General features: G+C 45.7%; 17 protein-coding genes, 2 tRNA genes and 1 other annotated feature. All 19 genes read right to left on the bottom strand.

The genetic code is table 11. The annotated features are described in order from the left end of the window. Positions 1–788: 788 nt before the first annotated feature. Positions 789–870: transfer RNA gene (locus tag MH117_RS22695), tRNA-Leu, on the bottom strand. Positions 871–881: 11 nt separating this feature from the next. Beyond that, positions 882–957 (bottom strand) — tRNA-His (locus MH117_RS22690). Positions 958–1,245: 288 nt separating this feature from the next. Beyond that, positions 1,246–2,235 carry a hypothetical protein gene (locus MH117_RS22685; RefSeq protein ID WP_239332758.1) on the bottom strand — a complete coding sequence of 330 codons (990 nt, stop codon included), beginning with the start codon at positions 2,233–2,235 and terminating at the stop codon, positions 1,246–1,248. Positions 2,236–2,451: 216 nt separating this feature from the next. Next, complete coding sequence (locus MH117_RS22680) at positions 2,452–4,191, bottom strand: LysM peptidoglycan-binding domain-containing protein (RefSeq protein WP_239332756.1); 1,740 nt, start codon at positions 4,189–4,191, stop codon at positions 2,452–2,454. A 231-nt stretch (positions 4,192–4,422) separates the two neighbouring features. Further along, complete coding sequence (gene ilvE / locus MH117_RS22675) at positions 4,423–5,304, bottom strand: branched-chain-amino-acid transaminase (protein WP_239332754.1); 882 nt, start codon at positions 5,302–5,304, stop codon at positions 4,423–4,425. Continuing rightward, entirely contained in the window at positions 5,304–6,185 is an 882-nt protein-coding gene (pheA, locus tag MH117_RS22670; RefSeq protein ID WP_239332752.1) for a prephenate dehydratase, read from the bottom strand. Before pheA ends, ilvE begins: the two co-directional genes overlap by 1 nt. Positions 6,186–6,237: 52 nt before the next feature. Next, complete coding sequence (gene thrB, locus MH117_RS22665; RefSeq protein ID WP_239332750.1) at positions 6,238–7,191, bottom strand: homoserine kinase; 954 nt, start codon at positions 7,189–7,191, stop codon at positions 6,238–6,240. A 2-nt stretch (positions 7,192–7,193) separates the two neighbouring features. Further along, positions 7,194–8,258 carry a threonine synthase gene (gene thrC / locus MH117_RS22660; protein WP_239332748.1) on the bottom strand — a complete coding sequence of 355 codons (1,065 nt, stop codon included), beginning with the start codon at positions 8,256–8,258 and terminating at the stop codon, positions 7,194–7,196. 73 nt (positions 8,259–8,331) lie between these two features. Then, a complete protein-coding gene (locus MH117_RS22655) occupies positions 8,332–9,618 on the bottom strand; it encodes a homoserine dehydrogenase (RefSeq protein WP_239332746.1) in 1,287 nt (428 codons plus the stop codon). Between the two features lie 38 nt (positions 9,619–9,656). Further along, positions 9,657–10,094 carry an ACT domain-containing protein gene (locus tag MH117_RS22650; protein WP_028543591.1) on the bottom strand — a complete coding sequence of 146 codons (438 nt, stop codon included), beginning with the start codon at positions 10,092–10,094 and terminating at the stop codon, positions 9,657–9,659. Between the two features lie 252 nt (positions 10,095–10,346). Beyond that, complete coding sequence (locus tag MH117_RS22645) at positions 10,347–11,324, bottom strand: aldo/keto reductase (protein ID WP_239332744.1); 978 nt, start codon at positions 11,322–11,324, stop codon at positions 10,347–10,349. A 158-nt stretch (positions 11,325–11,482) separates the two neighbouring features. Further along, complete coding sequence (obgE, locus tag MH117_RS22640) at positions 11,483–12,793, bottom strand: GTPase ObgE (RefSeq protein ID WP_239332742.1); 1,311 nt, start codon at positions 12,791–12,793, stop codon at positions 11,483–11,485. Between the two features lie 11 nt (positions 12,794–12,804). Continuing rightward, the gene (locus MH117_RS22635) at positions 12,805–13,563 is read right to left on the bottom strand and encodes a Spo0B domain-containing protein (protein ID WP_239332740.1); all 759 of its coding nucleotides are present in this window, start codon (positions 13,561–13,563) and stop codon (positions 12,805–12,807) included. A gap of 207 nt (positions 13,564–13,770) precedes the next feature. Then, positions 13,771–14,082 carry a 50S ribosomal protein L27 gene (rpmA, locus tag MH117_RS22630; protein WP_028543587.1) on the bottom strand — a complete coding sequence of 104 codons (312 nt, stop codon included), beginning with the start codon at positions 14,080–14,082 and terminating at the stop codon, positions 13,771–13,773. A gap of 23 nt (positions 14,083–14,105) precedes the next feature. Then, positions 14,106–14,435, bottom strand: coding sequence for a ribosomal-processing cysteine protease Prp (locus tag MH117_RS22625; RefSeq protein ID WP_239332738.1), 330 nt, complete (start codon positions 14,433–14,435; stop codon positions 14,106–14,108). An 11-nt stretch (positions 14,436–14,446) separates the two neighbouring features. Then, positions 14,447–14,758 (bottom strand): 50S ribosomal protein L21, encoded by a 312-nt coding sequence (gene rplU, locus MH117_RS22620; RefSeq protein WP_028543585.1) that lies wholly within the window; start codon positions 14,756–14,758, stop codon positions 14,447–14,449. Positions 14,759–14,772: 14 nt separating this feature from the next. Beyond that, positions 14,773–14,856 (bottom strand) — a sequence feature (ribosomal protein L21 leader region). 77 nt (positions 14,857–14,933) lie between these two features. Then, positions 14,934–16,181 carry an Rne/Rng family ribonuclease gene (locus tag MH117_RS22615; protein ID WP_239332736.1) on the bottom strand — a complete coding sequence of 416 codons (1,248 nt, stop codon included), beginning with the start codon at positions 16,179–16,181 and terminating at the stop codon, positions 14,934–14,936. A 143-nt stretch (positions 16,182–16,324) separates the two neighbouring features. After that, the gene (locus MH117_RS22610) at positions 16,325–17,185 is read right to left on the bottom strand and encodes a M50 family metallopeptidase (RefSeq protein ID WP_239332734.1); all 861 of its coding nucleotides are present in this window, start codon (positions 17,183–17,185) and stop codon (positions 16,325–16,327) included. Next, positions 17,178–18,077 carry a M23 family metallopeptidase gene (locus tag MH117_RS22605; RefSeq protein ID WP_239332732.1) on the bottom strand — a complete coding sequence of 300 codons (900 nt, stop codon included), beginning with the start codon at positions 18,075–18,077 and terminating at the stop codon, positions 17,178–17,180. The genes MH117_RS22610 and MH117_RS22605 overlap by 8 nt, the downstream gene beginning before the upstream one ends. Positions 18,078–18,103: the final 26 nt, after the last annotated feature.

Raw genomic sequence — 18,103 nt, 5'->3', positions numbered from 1 at the left:
TTTGACTTGCTCATTGTATTGCTGACGAGATAAATCTCGTGATTCTTAACATTCCCGTTCAATGCGCTTCATGATCAAGATCATGTCCTTCATTCAACGTTGCTCGTTGTTCAGTTTTCAAGGAACAATTGTAAGTTACTTTCTTTTACTCACTGCCGTGTCAGCGGCAACTTTTATAATATATCATGTCTTTCAAACGAAGTCAACATCTTTTTTAAAAGTTGTTTTCTTCTTTCGCTTGCTTCCAACCTCTTAACGAAGCAGGAATTAGAATATACCACAACGATGCTTTTAATTGCAACCCTTTTATAAAAGAATTTTTGCTGCAGTTATTATTATCGTTACGTGCATATCAATCCGACTCACTTGCATGCCTCCCCTATATAGTAGAAAGAAATCAGAACGGTATAGTTCCTACCATTTTTACAACACCCAAGAGCATGAACGTTCCACATTCCATCCTCCTACCTAGAGGATTAGGATTTGACATGACCTGCCCATATCTATCTCTTGAACAGGTCCAAGCAGTAAGAAGTTATTTCCGACGCTTTCTTAATAATAGATCAGGAATAGAATGCAACTTAATAATAGAAAGATTAATAAGTGAATATGACATCTTGATATGGAACGGAAGATTTCATTAAACAATAAACAAAACTAAAACGCGACGGTAGTTATAGAACATTCATGTACTGTCCTATACTACCGTCGCGTTTAGAGGGTATAAAGAAGGTGACTTATTAAATTGTAACAACTCAATAGTGCTTCAATACAACCCTACTACAGAATACCGATGGCCGGACTCGAACCGGCAAGCCTCTCGGCACCGCATTTTGAGTGCGGCGTGTCTGCCAATTCCACCACATCGGCATACAATTAAATGGGGCGATCGAGGGGAATCGAACCCCCGAATCTCGGAGCCACAATCCGATGCGTTAACCACTTCGCCACGACCGCCATATTAGCTATTAACTAGAAACTAAAACTACTACTTTTGTCTCTAGGTCTTAAAATATAAAATAGATAACAACTTTTTTCAATACACAATTTATTACATATAGAGCGTATGACCACAGTATCACCTCACGATACTCATTTTAGCATGATATGAACCAGCCCATTAGCACTGCTTTACGACTACAATCAATGAGCCAGTTCATACTATCTAGCAGTTCACCATGCTAAGTAGCAATATAGTTTGAAATGAATACACTTCGCGATTTTATAAAATAGTATTTGATTTCCCTAATTTCCTGCGGCTGCTCTGCCCCCTGTTTTAATGTACACCAAGTTTTTATCGGCATCCAATGCTGCTCTCACTACTGTAGTTTGCTCTTTATTGACAAAGCGGTAATCTTTAAATAAGCTGTCCCATTTTACGGCATATTCTGAAATATCGACATTAAATACTTGTTTTGCTAACGGCGCAACCACCTCTTTGACTTCTTTTTCCGTCAATTCTTTGCTTGTGGTCACTTTATTGCCCTGCTCATTAACGATACTAATCGGTTTCCCGCTGAGCATATACACAGTCGCCGTGTCATCTTGAAGTGTCCATTCTCGATCTGTCCACCCACTCTCAAGCTGAGCCTTATTAACATCAAATTGATGATCAAACACTGTTTTGATCGCTTCTTGTGCTGTTTTCAGCATTTTGGGATCAATGTCCTTCTTGTCAACTTGAATCGTTACTCTAATGTGCGCTTCGCGTTCAACAGGGTTCGTAATAGCCACCGTTTGAAAATCTTCACCATTTAAGTTATACGTAATATATTCCTTACTAATTTCGCTTTTGCTGTTATTATAATACTGCGACTTAACAACTTCGTTATTAAATACGTACTTCTTATTCGGATAAGCCTTTTTTAAGTTTTTTAAAATATCGTCTTTCAACTTTTTGCTAACTTCGGTGATTTTTATCTTCTCATAAACATTCCATATTTTATCTTGTCTTGATTCAAACTCCACACCATATTTTCCATCTGTAGATTGAACCACAACTATATTTAAATTTTGAAACGTACCTACATTCTCAAGTTTAATGGTTTTGCCCGCATATTGCTCTACCGCTTTTTGCAGCTTAGCAGCCAGCTTCTTGTCTATGTTAAATTTCTTTGTCTCTATTTTTTTCTGCTGCTCGTTCGCCGACACCGCTTCTACTGAGATCGGACCTGCCAAAGTCATACACAAACTGGATATAATCATGGACGCCATCATTGCTTTTTTAAAATTCATGTTAATTTCTCCTTCTGTTTCTATATTTGTATGTGATCCTATGCTCATTTACTAGCTTAGAGAAGTAATTGGAAGAAAACTACATAATTATTTATTAATTATAATTAATAAATAATTAATAACTTTAAGAAAGGATAAACCAATCCTCCTATTCATACAAAAAAGCCAGCCACTGCAACCTGAACATCCGGCTGACAGGACTGGCCTCTTTCTTAATTAACCATTAATCCACGGGGCACTTTGTTTTCTTGCTCTGCCCCCTCCTCTCGCTTCTACACTACTCACTTTAGCTTTCTTTTTAGTTGTTTTATACTCTTTTTTGGCAGCTTTTTTCTTTGTTGACGTTGTGGTGCCAGACTCCGCAGCAGTTGAATGATTGTCTGCCATCCAGGCTCCATTGTCCTCTTGACGTGGAACTCCACCTGCCGTCACCTGCTGTGCCTGATTGCTATACTGCGAGTATTGGCCCAATTCTGGATAGCTTCCATCAGCAGGAGCATGCCCATAAGGCATGTAAGCTTGCTCAGGGTTCACTCCATGACCATACCATTGACCAGCATCCGGGACGGAATACATGGGCTGATATGGATGAGGGGCACTTTGTACACTCTGGATGTGTGCAGTCATAAACGGATTAGCCGGTTCTATGACGGCATGAGCTGGTAGGACAGGAGCAGCATAAGGGTTGTAGCAATCATACGGCTGATAATTAGGTTCACATACTCCTGGTGGTCCACCTGCTGGCAGCCCGGTAGGCATGTATCCTGGAACCGCATTACCAATTCCCCCTACAGAACCCGGATATCCATGCATGCTAGAATGTCCGCATGTCATCGAAGGATGTACCCCTGTTGGATATACATCGTATGGATTGCAGGGCACCGGTGTCATCGGGTACTGCACCATAAATTGTTCATATGTTAGTCCCATTACTCCATTTTCAACAAGAGGAGGTGTCGCAGCAGAAGTTGGGAAATAGCTTGGGTTAGGTACATTAGCATTTGCTGCAAAAGGTACTGGCGAGGAGCTAGATCCTTTTGAGCTTGGCGAGATTGGTGTCGGCGCTAGGTTCGGTCCTTTGGAGCTTGGCGAGATTGGTGTCGGTGCTAAGTTCGATCCTTTGGAGCTTGGCGAAATTGGTGTCGGTGCTAAGTTCGATCCTTTGGAGCTTGGCGAAATTGGTGTCGGTGCTAAGTTCGATCCTTTGGAGCTTGGCGAGATTGGTGTCGGCGCTAAGTTCGATCCTTTGGAGCTTGGCGAGATTGGTGTCGGTGCTAAGTTCGATCCTTTGGAGCTTGGCGAAATTGGTGTCGGCGCTAGGTTCGATCCTTTGGAGTTTGGCGAGATTGGTGTCGGCGCTAAGTTCGATCCTTTGGAGCTTGGAGAGATTGGTGTCGGTGCTGGGACGTTTGGCTTGGCAGGAGCAACCGGTGTTGGCGGAACCACTGACGGAGCCTGCGGCTGTGTGACTTCAGCCTTTGGTTTCAGCAGTTCATGCTTAGGCTTCGGAGACGTTGCAGCTGCCTTCTTACTTGGTAAGATACCGCCTTTGCCTGATTGCAACCCGGCACTGCCTTGTTCATTTGAATGATCTTCTGATTGCCCATGTGCGTGCGAATGTTCCATGGTTACTTTAGGAATATTAACTACCTGACCGATAAGAAATACATTTGGGTTTTTGAGTTGCGGATTGGCTGCTATCATCGCTTGCAGTGGAATTCCCCACGCTTTAGCCAACTTCCACATCGTGTCGCCTTCTTTTACGACATGCTTATGGACAATTTCATAACCGCCTGTCGAGTGTACAGTAGATGGAACTTTAACCTTCATCCCTACATCCAGCTTGTTCGGGTCGCTCAGTTGAGGGTTCATCGAAATGAGTGTGTCTAAAGATACCCCGTATTTCTGAGATAATGAATAAAGAGATTCGCCTTTTTTCACGATATGAATTTTCACGAGTTGTAACCTCCTAAAAGTAATACGAAGCAAAACTCGCTTCGAAAGCATTCGCACTTACCCTTTGTCTCTTCATTCTGGACATTCGCCCGCATATCAATTAATACATCCTATGCGGTTTCTAGGCTTTTGACATCCTTTTACACAAAAAAATCCTCCCGTCTACATACGGGAGGATCTCCATCAGCCAATAGGCAACAACATACAGTACGTTCTAGTTACCAGTACTCGTTATTCGTACACTTTAATACCATCTTGAGGCACAACTTCACGGAATCTTTTCAGCAGCTGCAGCGTAATTGGACCAGCTTGTCCATTCCCTACAATACGACCGTCCACTTCACGAACCGCTATAACTTCTGCCGCCGTTCCCGTAAAGAACACCTCATCAGCCACGTACACATCATGAAGCGTGAATGGCTCCTCTTTCAACTTATAACCAAGCTCTGCACAAAGGTCGATAATCGTATTTCGCGTAATACCTTCTAGAGCGCCCAAGTAGCAAGGAGGTGTATATACAACCCCTTTCTTGATGATAAAGATGTTATCACTAGAACCCTCAGCTACATACCCCTGAGCATTCAACATAATCGCTTCGCCGACATCTGCCAGGTTTGCTTGAATTTTGACCAAAATATTATTTAAATAATTTAATGATTTGATTTTCGGATTTAATGCATCCGGAATATTTCGACGCTGTGATACCGATACTGTACGCAACCCATTACGATATGCTTCTTCTGGGTAAATCGCCAATTGCTCGACAATGATAATGATACTTGCTTTAGGACAACGAAGTGGATCAAGACCCAAGTTGCCAGCACCACGCGATACAATTAGCCGAATATAGCCATCCCGCAATTGATTGCGGCGAATCGTCTCGACCAACACATTCTGCATTTCTTCTATTGTCAACGGGATGTCCAGCATGATGGACTTTGCAGAATCGTATAAACGTTCCAAATGCTCTTTGCATTTAAAAATGTTACCCTCATATATACGGATCCCTTCAAATATACCGTCACCATACAAAAAACCGTGATCGTATACGGAGACTTTAGCCTCTTCTTTAGTTACGTATTGACCATCAAGATAAATCCACTGTGTCATCATTACACCTCCAGGTTGAGTGAATCCCCATGAACCCATGTCTCAGAGGAATAGCTTGGATAGCTTCCTAAAATGCGCACTTGAAAGCCCAATGCTTCAATTTCTGCAATAGCTGACTGTAGAAGTACAGCATCTAGCGGCATTTCAATATCCATATAGAAATAATAATTGCCTAACTTGCGCTTTGTTGGTCTGGATTCAATGCGGGACAAGTTGATCTTTCTCCAGGCAAACGCAGCCAGCACTTGGTGCAGCGCTCCCGGGAAGTCTTCTGGCATCATAATCAGCATCGTTGTCTTTCTTAGTGCGTGCTCATCTGCAACAATCGGATGATTGCCAACCAATACGAATCTTGTAAAATTGTTGTCATGGTCCGTTACCTGCTCGGCAAGTACGTCTAATTGATGTGTTTTTGCTCCCAATAAAGTCCCTATCGCAGCCAGACCTTGCCCTGGGCTATTTTTAACCATTCGGACTGCCTCAGAAGTGCTGCTTACGGACTCTTGTTCCACATGCGGCAAGTTGTTCCGCAAGAACTGCAGGCACTGCGCCATCGCAACAGGGTGCGATAACACTTTTTGAATACGAGACCAATCGTGGCCTACTTCTTCTTGCCGACCAATCAAGTTCTGAATGGATGGAAAAGCCCATTCAACCTGAAAGGGCAAATCCACTTCATGCACGAGCCAATCCATATGAAGGTTAACCGAACCTTCTATCGTATTCTCGATTGGGATGACGCTATATTCCGTTATGCCATCAGCTGTTGCTCTAAACACATCGGAAATTAATTTATAATGAACAAATTCATGATCGGGTCCTAGCAAATACACGGCAGCCTCATGTGAGACGCTGCCTTCTGGTAATACAGCAATACGAGCCATGGACTGCTAACTCCTTTTTCAATTTCCTGTCGCAACTCTAAACTATCTTCCACTATGAAGATGGGATTACAGATCTGATCTCCTCTGCCGCCGCATTTAGGCATAACGCACCTTCAGAGCACGGCAAGAGTTGGAACACGTCGGCTTCCACGCCATGCTCAGCTAACGTATCCCGCATAAACGACACCAATACTGAAGGCTCGTGCTGCTTGTCCGTAAATGCAATTAGCGTCGGACCTGCTCCACTTAACGCAGCGCCGTAAGCCCCATGCTGTACAGCCTCTTCCAACAGCTTAGACATACCTGGAATAAGCGGGGCTCGATAAGGCTGATGGAGCTTGTCCTTCATTGCAAATGAAAGCTGGGCAAAGTCTCCGGTACACAACGCTGCAACTAGCAATGAAGAGCGGCTAATGTTGTATACAGCATCCGCCATGCTTACCTGTTTGGGCAATACGTTTCGTGCTGCCTTCGTCTCCAGATGGAACCGCGGTATTGCCACAACGGTTCCCAGAGCCTCATGAGGCTCAACACGTATCGCGCTGGCACGCTGTCCATCCCAGGCGGCTACAACAATGCCGCCATATAAGGAGGCTCCCACATTATCAGGATGACGCTCAATTGCGGTTGCCATATCAAACAGTCGCTGCTGTGACAACGGATGCCCAATTAACGCGTTGGCCGCTACGAGCGCGCCTACTATTGCAGAAGCACTACTGCCAAGTCCTCGTGTCAGCGGGATCTCACTATATACTTCCACATCAAGCGGTATGACCAGGACACCCGCCTCGACAAATACACGCTTGGCGATCTGAACAATTAAATTAGTCTCATCTGTAGGAATGCCGGTCAACTCAGGCCCATGTAATCTTACTTGCGTACGCTCTGCCGGCTTCATCCCTACCCATAAGTGCAGAGATAACGCCATGCCTAACGAATCAAAGCCTGGCCCGAGATTGGCTGTGCTTGCAGGCACCTTCACCAAGACACCTTGTTGCTGCAGCATCATTATTCACCCTCTAGCTGTCGAATAGCTTCCATTACGGCTTCCTCAGTGTCAGGTACGACCAATGGCTCGGTTGCTGCAGTCTTGATCGCAATATTAGGATCCTTTAAGCCATGACCTGTCAATACGCATACGACCGATTCCCCGCCTCTGAAATAACCTTCCTGGTGCAGCTTAATCACACCTGCAAGTGAAGCCGCAGATGCCGGCTCAGCAAAGATACCTTCTTTAGCAGCGAGCAGTTGATACGCAGCTAGAATCTGCTCATCCGTTACAAAGTTAATCTGTCCTTCGGATTGCTCTGCTGCTTCAACGGCTGTTTTCCAACTTGCCGGATTGCCAATTCGGATCGCCGTTGCTACTGTTTCCGGCTCACGAATAGGTTCGCCTTTTACGATCGCCATCGATCCTTCCGCCTCGAATCCGATCATCTTTGGCAGTTTGTTTGACTTGCCTGCTTCATAATATTGCTTGAATCCTTTCCAATAAGCCGTAATATTACCGGCGTTTCCTACTGGAATTGCCAACACGTCAGGTGCATCACCCAACTGGTCGCACACTTCAAATGCTGCCGTTTTCTGTCCTTCAATTCGATAAGGGTTCACGGAATTAACGAGCGTAATGGGATTCTTTGCTGTAATTTCTCGCACAATTTCCAGTGCACGGTCAAAATTGCCTTCGATCGCAATCACTTTTGCCCCATAAATCATAGCCTGCGCCAATTTCCCGAGTGCAATGTTGTTATTCGGGATGAGTACAATGCAATTTAGTCCGCCACGAGCTGCATATGCCGCAGCTGCCGCTGAAGTATTGCCTGTGGAAGCGCACATAATGGTACGACTGCCTTCTTCCATCGCTTTGGCCACTGCCATCACCATGCCACGATCTTTAAAGGATCCTGTCGGATTTAAGCCTTCATATTTAAAATAAAGATCAATGCCAAGCTCTTGGGACAATCTCTCCGCACGCACCAGAGGGGTATTCCCTTCATGAAGCGTAATCAAAGGTGTTGATTCGTTGACCGGCAAATAGGATTTGTACGTGTCCAACAAGCCCATATATCTCATTCGTGAGTCCCCCATATCCAATATATATTGTGTTGATCTATATAACGTTAAAGGTGTAAGAGGTTAACCCTGGTTATCCCTCTACACGATAAGCACTTTTAATTGATTTGATGACATCCAGGCTCTTAAAATGCTCCAACACTCTCTTCATACTGGCCTGATTCGCCTCATGTGTAATGATAATAATCTCGGCATCCGGATTATGAGGATTAGGCTGCTGCACCACCGACTCCAGACTGACGTCAAACTCCGCAAACACTTGTGTGATCTGAGCCAGAACACCCGCTTTATCATGAACGTCCAACAGGATGAAATTTTTATAAGCGATCTGGTCGTCTGACTTCAGCTTCTTCTCCTTATACACATGATGTGCAGTCTGTCCTGTCACTCCTAAGCGGATGTTGCGGATGACCGCCACGAGGTCTGCGACCACAGAAGTAGCGGTCGGCATTTCACCTGCTCCAGGACCATAGAACATCGTCTCCCCTACGGCCTCTCCATATACGTAGACTGCATTATATACACCATTAACAGACGCAAGCGGATGAGTTGTACTTACCATAGTCGGCTGCACAACAACACTAATTTGGTCATCCTGCCGTTCTGCGATACCAAGCAGCTTCATTTCATAACCCAGACGCTTCGCATACGCGATATCTTCTTTCTTGACTTGGGAGATGCCTCGTACTTCCACATCTTCCAATCCAACATTCGTATGGAAACCTAGCGTTCCGAGTATCGCCATTTTGCGTGCAGCATCAAGTCCCTCGACATCAGAAGTTGGATCAGATTCCGCATAACCTAACGATTGCGCTTCCTTCAGCACATCCGCGTAAGCAGCCCCCTCCTGACTCATCTTCGTAAGGATGAAGTTCGTTGTGCCGTTGACGATCCCCATAATCTTTTTGATCCGATCTGATGAGAAGCCTTCCATCAACGTACGAATAATCGGAATACCACCAGCTACACTGGCTTCATAATAGACATCACATTTATGCGCACGTGCCTTTTCTAATATTTCAGGACCGTGCAGAGCCATCAAGTCCTTATTCGCAGTAACGACATGCTTGCCTTGAGACAAGGCCTCCAAAATGTATTGCTTCGTAGGATCGATGCCACCCATCACTTCGACAATAACATCAATCTCTGGGTCATTAATGACATCCCATGGATTCTCTGTCAGCATCTCTTCATTAACCTTAAGGTTACGCTGTTTGAGTGAGTCCTTCACAAGCACTTTGCGAATGTGAATCGTGGATCCAACCTGACTGCTTAGATCTTCCTGGTGCCCCTCTACAATTCGAACAACACCTGTACCTACTGTTCCTAATCCTAATAAGCCTACATTAATTGGTTTCATCCACGTTCCTCCCTTTCTTGATGACCCTGATACGCCTATTAACCTTGCCCTATTACCATTACACGTTTCACACCGGGGATATCTCGCAGCATATCAAGCATTTGACCAAAAGGCTCTGCAATAAGCGATGTCTCTACTGATAAGACAACATTTGCAATTCCTTGAAGCGGTATCGTCTGGTGAATCGTGAGTACATTTCCTTCAAAATTAGCAACTGATCCCAATACCTTCGACAAAATACCAGAACGATGGTCCAAGTCCATTGAAATCGTCACGATACGTTCGCGCTCAAGTTGATTTAACGGAAAGATACCGTCCTTATATTTATAAAAAGCACTTCTGCTTAGATCTACACGTTCCGCTGCTTCATGGACCGTCTTCACTTCACCTGCTGCTAGTAGCTGCTTCGCTTTAACGGTCTTGACTACTGCCTCAGGCAATATGTCTTCTCTCACCAAGTAATATCGTTCCGCCATGAATAGTCCTCCATATAAAGACTTTTGTTTCTACATAGAGGACATTATAACGAATGATAGCAGGTATGGCAATAGGCTCTCGTCAAAGTTAGCATTCATTATACACGAATTCCGACTTAAGAAATGCGAATTTTCACGTTTTTATCACAAAAGAGGCCTCAGAATCGCTTCCAAGGCCTCTCTCTTATTACACATATGAAGAAATTGTTAAAAATCAGTCGAATCGACCTTCATCACATAACGTAAACAAACTTATGGCATGTTCTGTCCACGAGAACTTACATAAAGTGAATACCACTCTTCCCTCGACATCAGCCTCGCCTGCTCTTCAGCCGCCTCGCAAGCCAGAATACGGTCTGCATTAGCAGAACCGATAATCGGCTGAATCCCTGCCGGATGCTTCATTAGCCAACCGAGAACAATAGCTTCTGGCGTTGTCTCCTTCTCTGCAGCCATACGTTGAACCCGCATTGCAGTCTGCTGTACATGCGCGGGCTCTCCTTCTGTGGAGCGGCCAGTAAAGCGGCCCTGAGCAAGTGGTCCCCAAGCTTGAATCTGAATACGCTCCATCTGACAATATTCCATAAGCCCTTCGGCAAAATTAACATTAACTCCCGCCTGCTGATTCACATGAACCCCTTGATCCAGCCAATGCAGGTGGCCAAGGCTCATCTCTAACTGATTCACCGCTAGCTGATCCGGGAGTGAGCGCTGCAAGAACTTGATTTGAGATGCGCTCATATTGGATACACCAAAATACTTCACCTTACCCGCTGCTTTCAAATGGCCAAATGCTTCTGCCACCTCATCTGGTTCCATTAAAGGATCCGGACGGTGCAGAAGCAAAATATCCAAATAATCAATTCCCAAACGTCCCAGTGTAGCATCTACAGACGATAAAATATGTTCTTTAGAAAAATCAAACCGTCCAGGTACATCACCTTCTGCAAACCGGATACCACATTTGGACTGAATGACCATCTGCTCACGCAGCTGCGGGCGTCCCTTTAAAATACGGCCAAACGTTTCTTCCGCCTTGCCCATAGTATAGATATTGGCATGGTCAAACATGTTAATGCCAATCGACAGCGCTGCATCCACTGCTCGCTCCGCTTTTAACACATCTTCTTGCGAAATGGGCTCGCGATCCCAGCTGCCACCAAAAGGCATGCAGCCTAAAATCAGGCGGCTCGTTGCAAGTCCACGCTGCTGTAAAGGTATTCTCTTCATAGGAACCTCCTGTTCATTTTCGCCTTGTCCTTTGTTATTATACACGGATACAAGGCTCAAGTAGAAATCTATAAAACATACTTAAAGAACCATTGCTGCTCATAACAACAGCCCTGCCACCAACAGGGGTGCAGGGCTGTTCAAACAAGCGTTAAAAATTAGTAGTAGCTGCTGCCTTCAACAAACTCGAATTCGAAATCGGCAATGCGAATAATTGTACCATCCTTCGCCCCGCGTTTGCGCAGCTCATCATCTACACCCATGCGGCGCAGTGTACGGGCAAACTTCAGGATTGCATCATGAGAATTCATTTGCAGACGTTTCAGCATATTTTCGATTGCTTCACTTTCAACGACATATGTCTCGTTTTCGCGACGAATCGTAAACTGCGGCTCATCCTTCTTCTCCAGACGATAAATCTTGCGTTCTTCCACTTCCGCAACCTCTTCAAGCTCAGGTGCAGTCGGCAGTTGATCCAGCTTCTCTACCGCTTTGTAAAGCAGTTCTTGTATGCCTTCTCTAGTAAGCGACGAGATTGGCATAATCTCGATATCAGGCATTACTTCTTGAACTTGCTTACGGAAAGCAGCCAAATATTCTTCCGCCTCAGGCATATCCATCTTGTTAGCAGCTACAATCTGCGGGCGTTCAGCCAGCTTCGCATTATATTGCTTCAGCTCGTCGTTGATTTTCATCCAGTCTTCAAATGGATCTCGCCCTTCTGTTCCGGCCATATCCACGACGTGGATAATAATACGCGTACGTTCAACGTGGCGCAAGAACTCATGTCCAAGCCCAATCCCGGTGTGCGCTCCTTCAATAAGACCAGGAAGATCTGCCATAGCAAAGCTGCGGCCGTCTCCCACTTCAACCATACCCAGATTCGGGGTAATCGTCGTAAAGTGGTAGGCACCGATCTTAGGCTTGGCAGATGAGACCACCGACAACAACGTTGACTTCCCTACACTCGGGAATCCGACAAGTCCGACATCTGCCATTACTTTAAGCTCCAGCACTACCCAGCGCTCTTGCCCTTCTTGCCCATGCTCAGCAATCTCCGGAGCTGGGTTAGCTGGTGTCGCAAATCGAATGTTACCGCGTCCGCCGCGTCCACCCTTTGCAATGACAACCTCTTGACCATGACGAGTCAAATCCGCTATCACTTCTTGTGTATCGTCATTAACAACAACAGTACCAGGGGGAACACGAACAATCATGTCGTCCGCGTTAGCGCCGTGCTGACACTTATTGCGTCCCTTTTCTCCACGTTGTGCCTTAAAGTGCTTCTGATAACGGAAATCAACCAACGTCCGCAACCCTTCATCAACACGGAAAATTACGTCACCGCCATTACCGCCATCACCACCGCCCGGACCCCCGTTCGGTACATATTTCTCACGACGGAACGCTACGAGACCATCTCCACCGTCTCCGCCCTTTACATAAATCTTCGCTTTATCTACAAACATGGTGCTTCACCTCATTCTGTCATGCAAGGTATTATCCATTGATAAATGTGTATACCGTTGTCATGCTGCTTCGTTGACAACTGCTCCAGCCGCACGCCGCGTTCAGTTGCCGTCTGTTTCAATTGTCGTGCCACTTCGTCCGGTTGAAGCAGTTTTCCTTCATACTCACAACGAATAATAAGCTCATTTGATTCATGAATCAGCTGCAATTGCAGCTCCATTATTTCATCGTTCTGTTTTGGCGTAAGTCTAAACGTCTGTACGATCTGAATGATCAACTCCGTCAGCTGCTCACCACTTGTCGACAAGCCGATCCGATCTAACTCAATCTGCTCTGTTAGCCGAATTTGAAGCGGCATCGTACCACCTGATACACGGTTCTGTAGTAGAAACAAGACCAACTCAGGAAAACCAAGCTTCGCAATGCGGCTTTCTTCCATCATCCTTGCCTTTATCGTTTCCACACAATGTGGCAATTTATCAATTTTGTTCAGCCTTACATATCCGTAAAGCAACTGAAGATCGTTCATCCAATCATGTCGTTGATGATTCATCAGCTCAAGAGCACCTAGATGTGCTGACCGGATCAATCGCTCATGCTGACGCATTCGTTCCCTATAATAACTCATGACGCCCGTGCATATGCTTATGATGAGTAGCAGAGCAGTGATTATACGCCACAGCAGCGACATATCCCAACCGATAAGTGCAATTGCGCATCCCAGACCCATAAGGGAACTGACCGCTTGCATCATAAAGGTTCTCCTCATGATATGCTCCTCGCCCCATTTCCAAAATATGTACAAACTCCACCAGTAAGTATAACATGTCTTGGCGGAACCGTCCAAAAATGCTGCCTACGCCATGAAGCTTGTCTTGCCGCCATTAAACCGTAACATGCTGATTATCAAAACGAAGCTTGCTTTTAAATTATTAAAAAACCCCCGGCATCATGCCGAGGGTTTACAGGTAACGTCTTATGCTTCCACAGCTGCTGCAACTTCTGCAACTACTACTGGGTAGACGCTCACTTTCTTACGATCGCGACCCCAACGTTCGAACTTAACGACGCCTTCCACTTTCGCGAACAGCGTATCGTCTTTACCGATACCAACGTTGTTACCTGGGTGAATCTTCGTTCCGCGTTGACGCACCAAAATGCTGCCTGCGGTAACTGCTTGACCGTCTGCACGTTTCGCACCAAGACGTTTGGAATGGGAATCCCGTCCGTTCTTTGTGGAACCTACACCTTTTTTGGATGCGAACAACTGAAGGTTCAATTTCAACATGATGTCAACCTCCTTTTCCTTGTTCATTGCAAATCTTGTATTTGAAGATACGTTCCGTATGAATCTTCAATTGTGTTCAAACTAATGATCATCGACTCCAACAGCAGCTGAACTTGCTCAGACTTCCGTACATCCTTCACATCGGGTACTTGCCCGCTGAGAAAGCCGTCCTTCATCTTGCACTTCAGCTTAATACCTGTCAGCGCTTCAATCGCATTAACGGTACCTACCGTTACAGCTGATACTCCAGCACACACGATATCCTCTCCGTGAGGAGCGTAATTCGCATGGCCTGCAGTCTTAAAGCTGTCGATTATCCCGTTCGGCTTACGCCGTATAGATACGCGTATCATACCCGCACCTCTTATGCTTTGATGCTCTCGATTGTCACTTTTGTGTAAGGTTGACGATGGCCTTGCTTACGACGGTAGTTCTTTTTAGCTTTGTACTTGTACACGATAATTTTCGCGCCTTTTCCATGCTTTTCAACTTTCGCCGTAACAGCTGCACCTTCTACCACTGGAGCGCCAGTAACTAGACCTCCGTCTTTGGACACTGCCAATACACGGTCGAATGTTACGTTCTCGCCTTCAGCAGTATCCAACTTCTCGATGTATAATACATCGCCTTGTTGAACTTTGTACTGCTTGCCACCTGTTTCGATAATTGCGTACATTTGTGTTGCACCTCCTCATGTCTCAGACTCGCCTAATCAGGTGATAACAGCTAAAGCCGTTATACTTATGTACCCGTTCCGAGCGGTTACAGCATGTGTGCAGCAACGAATACTAGACACATACCTGATGATTCTAACACACCTTCCAATGGAAATCAATATAATAATTTCTCAATTACAGAGGTGGAAGTGATGCTTGCTTCTTGCCTGTCCCTTCACAGGTTGGACAACTGGTGTACAGGCGATTCATAACATGATCACGCACTTTCTTCCTTGTAAGCTCTAGTAATCCAAGCTTAGTCCACCCTACAACCAGGCATTTGGTACGATCTTTCTTCATCGTCTGCTCCAGCTGATTCACTACCTGCTGACGATGCTCCTCAGATTCCATGTCAATAAAGTCAACAATAATAATGCCCCCGACGTCCCTCAAACGGATAAGACGCGCAATTTCTTCAGCCGCTTCCATATTGGTTAAGTACACCGTTTCCTCTAAATGGCTCGTCCCGGTATATTTGCCTGTGTTTACGTCTACGACAGTTAGCGCCTCTGTGTGGTCCCAGACAAGATAACCTCCACTATGCAGCCAAATCTTGCGCATAAAAGCTCGATCTAACTGCTCAGCTACACGGTATCTTTTGAATATCGGTTCCCGTTCACGGTAAATCCGAACACGGTCGCCTAGTCCCGGATCAAATGTACGAACATAGGATATGACCTGTTTCGCCTGCTGTTCATCATCAATCAGCAGTTCATCCACATCATGCGAAAACGTATCCCGTATTAGACGCTCAACCATATTTAAGTCATGGTGCAACAACGATGGCGCATCAGCATGGAGTGTCCCGGCTTGTATCCGGCTCCACTGCTCACGTAAAGACTGAATATCCGTTTCCAATGTTTCGGCAGCTTCCCCTTGAGCCACTGTACGTATAATAATGCCTTCTTCGTCTCTGCGAAGAGCATCACCAAGATGCTTTAATCGATTCCGTTCCGAATCTTGCTCAATCTTCTTGGATACACCGACATAATCCGCGCTCGGCATATATACGACGAAACGGCCCGGCAAAGAATAGTGTGTCGTCACTCTGGCACCTTTGCCGCCAAGGGGTTCCTTCATCACTTGTACGATGAGTTCTTGCCCAACACGAAGCAAACTTGTAATCGGAGGTTTCTGTTTTGGCTGCTTCTCTAAATGGGGATGCAAGCAATCGTCTACGTATAAGAATGCGTTCTTCTTTTGTCCGATATCCACAAAAGCTGCTTGCATGCCCGGAAGCACATTCACAACGCGACCTTTGTAAAAGCTGCCGACGATCAGGGTTCCCGCGGCGCGTTCAACTGCAAATTCTCTCAGTCGTCCTTGCTCTAACAACGCCATTTGCGTCACTTGTTCCTCACAGTGAACGATTATTTGTTTCATGGCATCACCTCTACTCAAGCGCGTCATCTCCCATTGTAACATGAAGAAGGAAGCGTTGGACATGTCGGTTTATGGAACGCCCCAAGTTAGCCTATAAAATAAATTGTGATCTGGTTTGCTTGAATAACAAGGACTGTTCCCGATCATTCCGCATCTTTCTTATGCTGATCAAAGTAAGTGTCTATTAACTGTTGTTCAGGGATTACGCGCTGAATTGCACCGTTATTCCCCATCACATAGACAAGATGATACATATCCCGACGCAACAACTTCAACACACGTGACAGCGGCCTCTTCCCATCTGCAATAATAGGCTGGGCGATGCTGATTCGCCGTTCCCACTCTCGTAAACGAAGTGGCCTGTTCATTAAAAAACGAATAAATCGGTAATGAATATGACGACGATCCACCCAATTAGTCCATAATAAAAAAAGAGCCAGTACAAGCACATTTAAATTAAGCGCTCCGCCAGTTGCTAACGGCACAAGTGCATAAATGCCCAGCAGCACACTGCTGACTATACTCGTCCATACTCCGATTACAAGTGTTCGATAATAACTGATCCACCTGCCGCAGGCCGCTTGTATAATTCTTCCTCCATCTAGTGGAAGAATGGGAAGCAAATTAAACAATCCGATAAGGGTATTTGCCTGAATAAAATACGAAGTCCAGGTCTGCTCCCACCATCCCACCGTATAACAACCATAAGCGATAACAATCATAAGACCATTTTGCAAAGGTCCGGCAGCAGCAACCAGACATTCCTGCCAAGCAGGTGCGATGGCACCATCCTTTGTTTCCGCTACGCCACCGAAAGGCAGCAGTTTCACGTCGTCAATGGTCCAACCTAGACATTTGGCAGTAACAACATGCCCCATCTCATGAATGAGAACAATAGAGAACAAAGTGATCAATTCTAGAATGTGCCCAGTGATCGCAGACAAAGCAAGCAATAGGACAAATAAAGGGTGCAAGGAATAAGTTGTGCCTCCCCATTTAATCAATATCGATCACATCCGCAGGGTCCACATATTGACCATTCTTTTTAATCGCAAAGAAAAGGGTTGCTGGACGATCGAGAGATGTAGACTTTTCGATTGATCCAATCACCTCGCCTGATTCCAGCCAATCGTCAACGTTGACATGAGAAGTCTCCAGTTGTCCGTAGATCGACGAATAACCGTCTGTGTGCTGAACAAGTACAGTTGTACCGGCTTCAGGATCGCGTGTAATGTCCATTACTTTACCTGTAGCTGCTGCGTGCACACTAGTATCGCTTGTCTTTGATGCTAGCTCAATCCCCTTCAAATTCAACGCAAAAGGCTGAACCACGGTCCCTTCTAGCGGTCGACCAAGCTGATGTCTAGATTGCATCTCCTGGGCTTGTTCAGCTTGATTGTTCCATATAGGAATAAACGCTGGTGACCCTCCAAAAGTTGCTTCATACCATGCAGCAATTGGGGCCATATTCATGTCTTGAGTGAGTGCGCTTTTCACCCAGACACTTGCCGAATCTGTCCAAGGCGTAGAAATACGCAATATAGCGGCCACGCAAACACATAACAACACTGCACCAGCCAGCTGCAGTCGTACAGAACGAACAAATCGGCCCCGAACAGGGGGGGCTGTCGATTCATACCAGCCATAGCGCTCTCCCCACTGCTGCCTGGATGCTCTCCAAGCCTCTTCAGGATCCTCGATATCATCACCAGGTATATTAGGCATCCCATCCATCATCGGTCTGTGAGCTGAGGGTAATGGTTCAACAGACTGCTTCTGCTTGATTGTCAAAGGTGCAGCTTGACTTCGATCTCGCACCCCTTCTGCTCTTTCTACATCTCCTAGAGTCAATTGACGAATTCGCTCTTGTCTGCGCTTGCGTATATCTGCTTTCATGTGATCTCTCCCCCTACCCTTGTCCT

This window comes from Paenibacillus sp. ACRRX, assembly GCF_022346885.1.
GTDB lineage: Bacteria > Bacillota > Bacilli > Paenibacillales > Paenibacillaceae > Paenibacillus_B.
This window is presented reverse-complemented; position numbering and strand designations above follow the sequence as displayed.

Coding starts and splice junctions, on each gene's coding strand:
- MH117_RS22655 (WP_239332746.1), bottom strand. CDS start 9,618: ATGAAACCAATTAATGTAGGCTTATTAGGATTAGGAACAGTAGGTACA.
- MH117_RS22685 (WP_239332758.1), bottom strand. CDS start 2,235: ATGAATTTTAAAAAAGCAATGATGGCGTCCATGATTATATCCAGTTTG.
- rplU (WP_028543585.1), bottom strand. CDS start 14,758: ATGTACGCAATTATCGAAACAGGTGGCAAGCAGTACAAAGTTCAACAA.
- MH117_RS22625 (WP_239332738.1), bottom strand. CDS start 14,435: ATGATACGCGTATCTATACGGCGTAAGCCGAACGGGATAATCGACAGC.
- rpmA (WP_028543587.1), bottom strand. CDS start 14,082: ATGTTGAAATTGAACCTTCAGTTGTTCGCATCCAAAAAAGGTGTAGGT.
- MH117_RS22635 (WP_239332740.1), bottom strand. CDS start 13,563: ATGAGGAGAACCTTTATGATGCAAGCGGTCAGTTCCCTTATGGGTCTG.
- MH117_RS22645 (WP_239332744.1), bottom strand. CDS start 11,324: ATGAAGAGAATACCTTTACAGCAGCGTGGACTTGCAACGAGCCGCCTG.
- obgE (WP_239332742.1), bottom strand. CDS start 12,793: ATGTTTGTAGATAAAGCGAAGATTTATGTAAAGGGCGGAGACGGTGGA.
- MH117_RS22605 (WP_239332732.1), bottom strand. CDS start 18,077: ATGAAAGCAGATATACGCAAGCGCAGACAAGAGCGAATTCGTCAATTG.
- pheA (WP_239332752.1), bottom strand. CDS start 6,185: ATGGCTCGTATTGCTGTATTACCAGAAGGCAGCGTCTCACATGAGGCT.
- thrC (WP_239332748.1), bottom strand. CDS start 8,258: ATGAGATATATGGGCTTGTTGGACACGTACAAATCCTATTTGCCGGTC.
- MH117_RS22615 (WP_239332736.1), bottom strand. CDS start 16,181: ATGAAACAAATAATCGTTCACTGTGAGGAACAAGTGACGCAAATGGCG.
- thrB (WP_239332750.1), bottom strand. CDS start 7,191: ATGCTGCAGCAACAAGGTGTCTTGGTGAAGGTGCCTGCAAGCACAGCC.
- ilvE (WP_239332754.1), bottom strand. CDS start 5,304: ATGATGACACAGTGGATTTATCTTGATGGTCAATACGTAACTAAAGAA.
- MH117_RS22650 (WP_028543591.1), bottom strand. CDS start 10,094: ATGGCGGAACGATATTACTTGGTGAGAGAAGACATATTGCCTGAGGCA.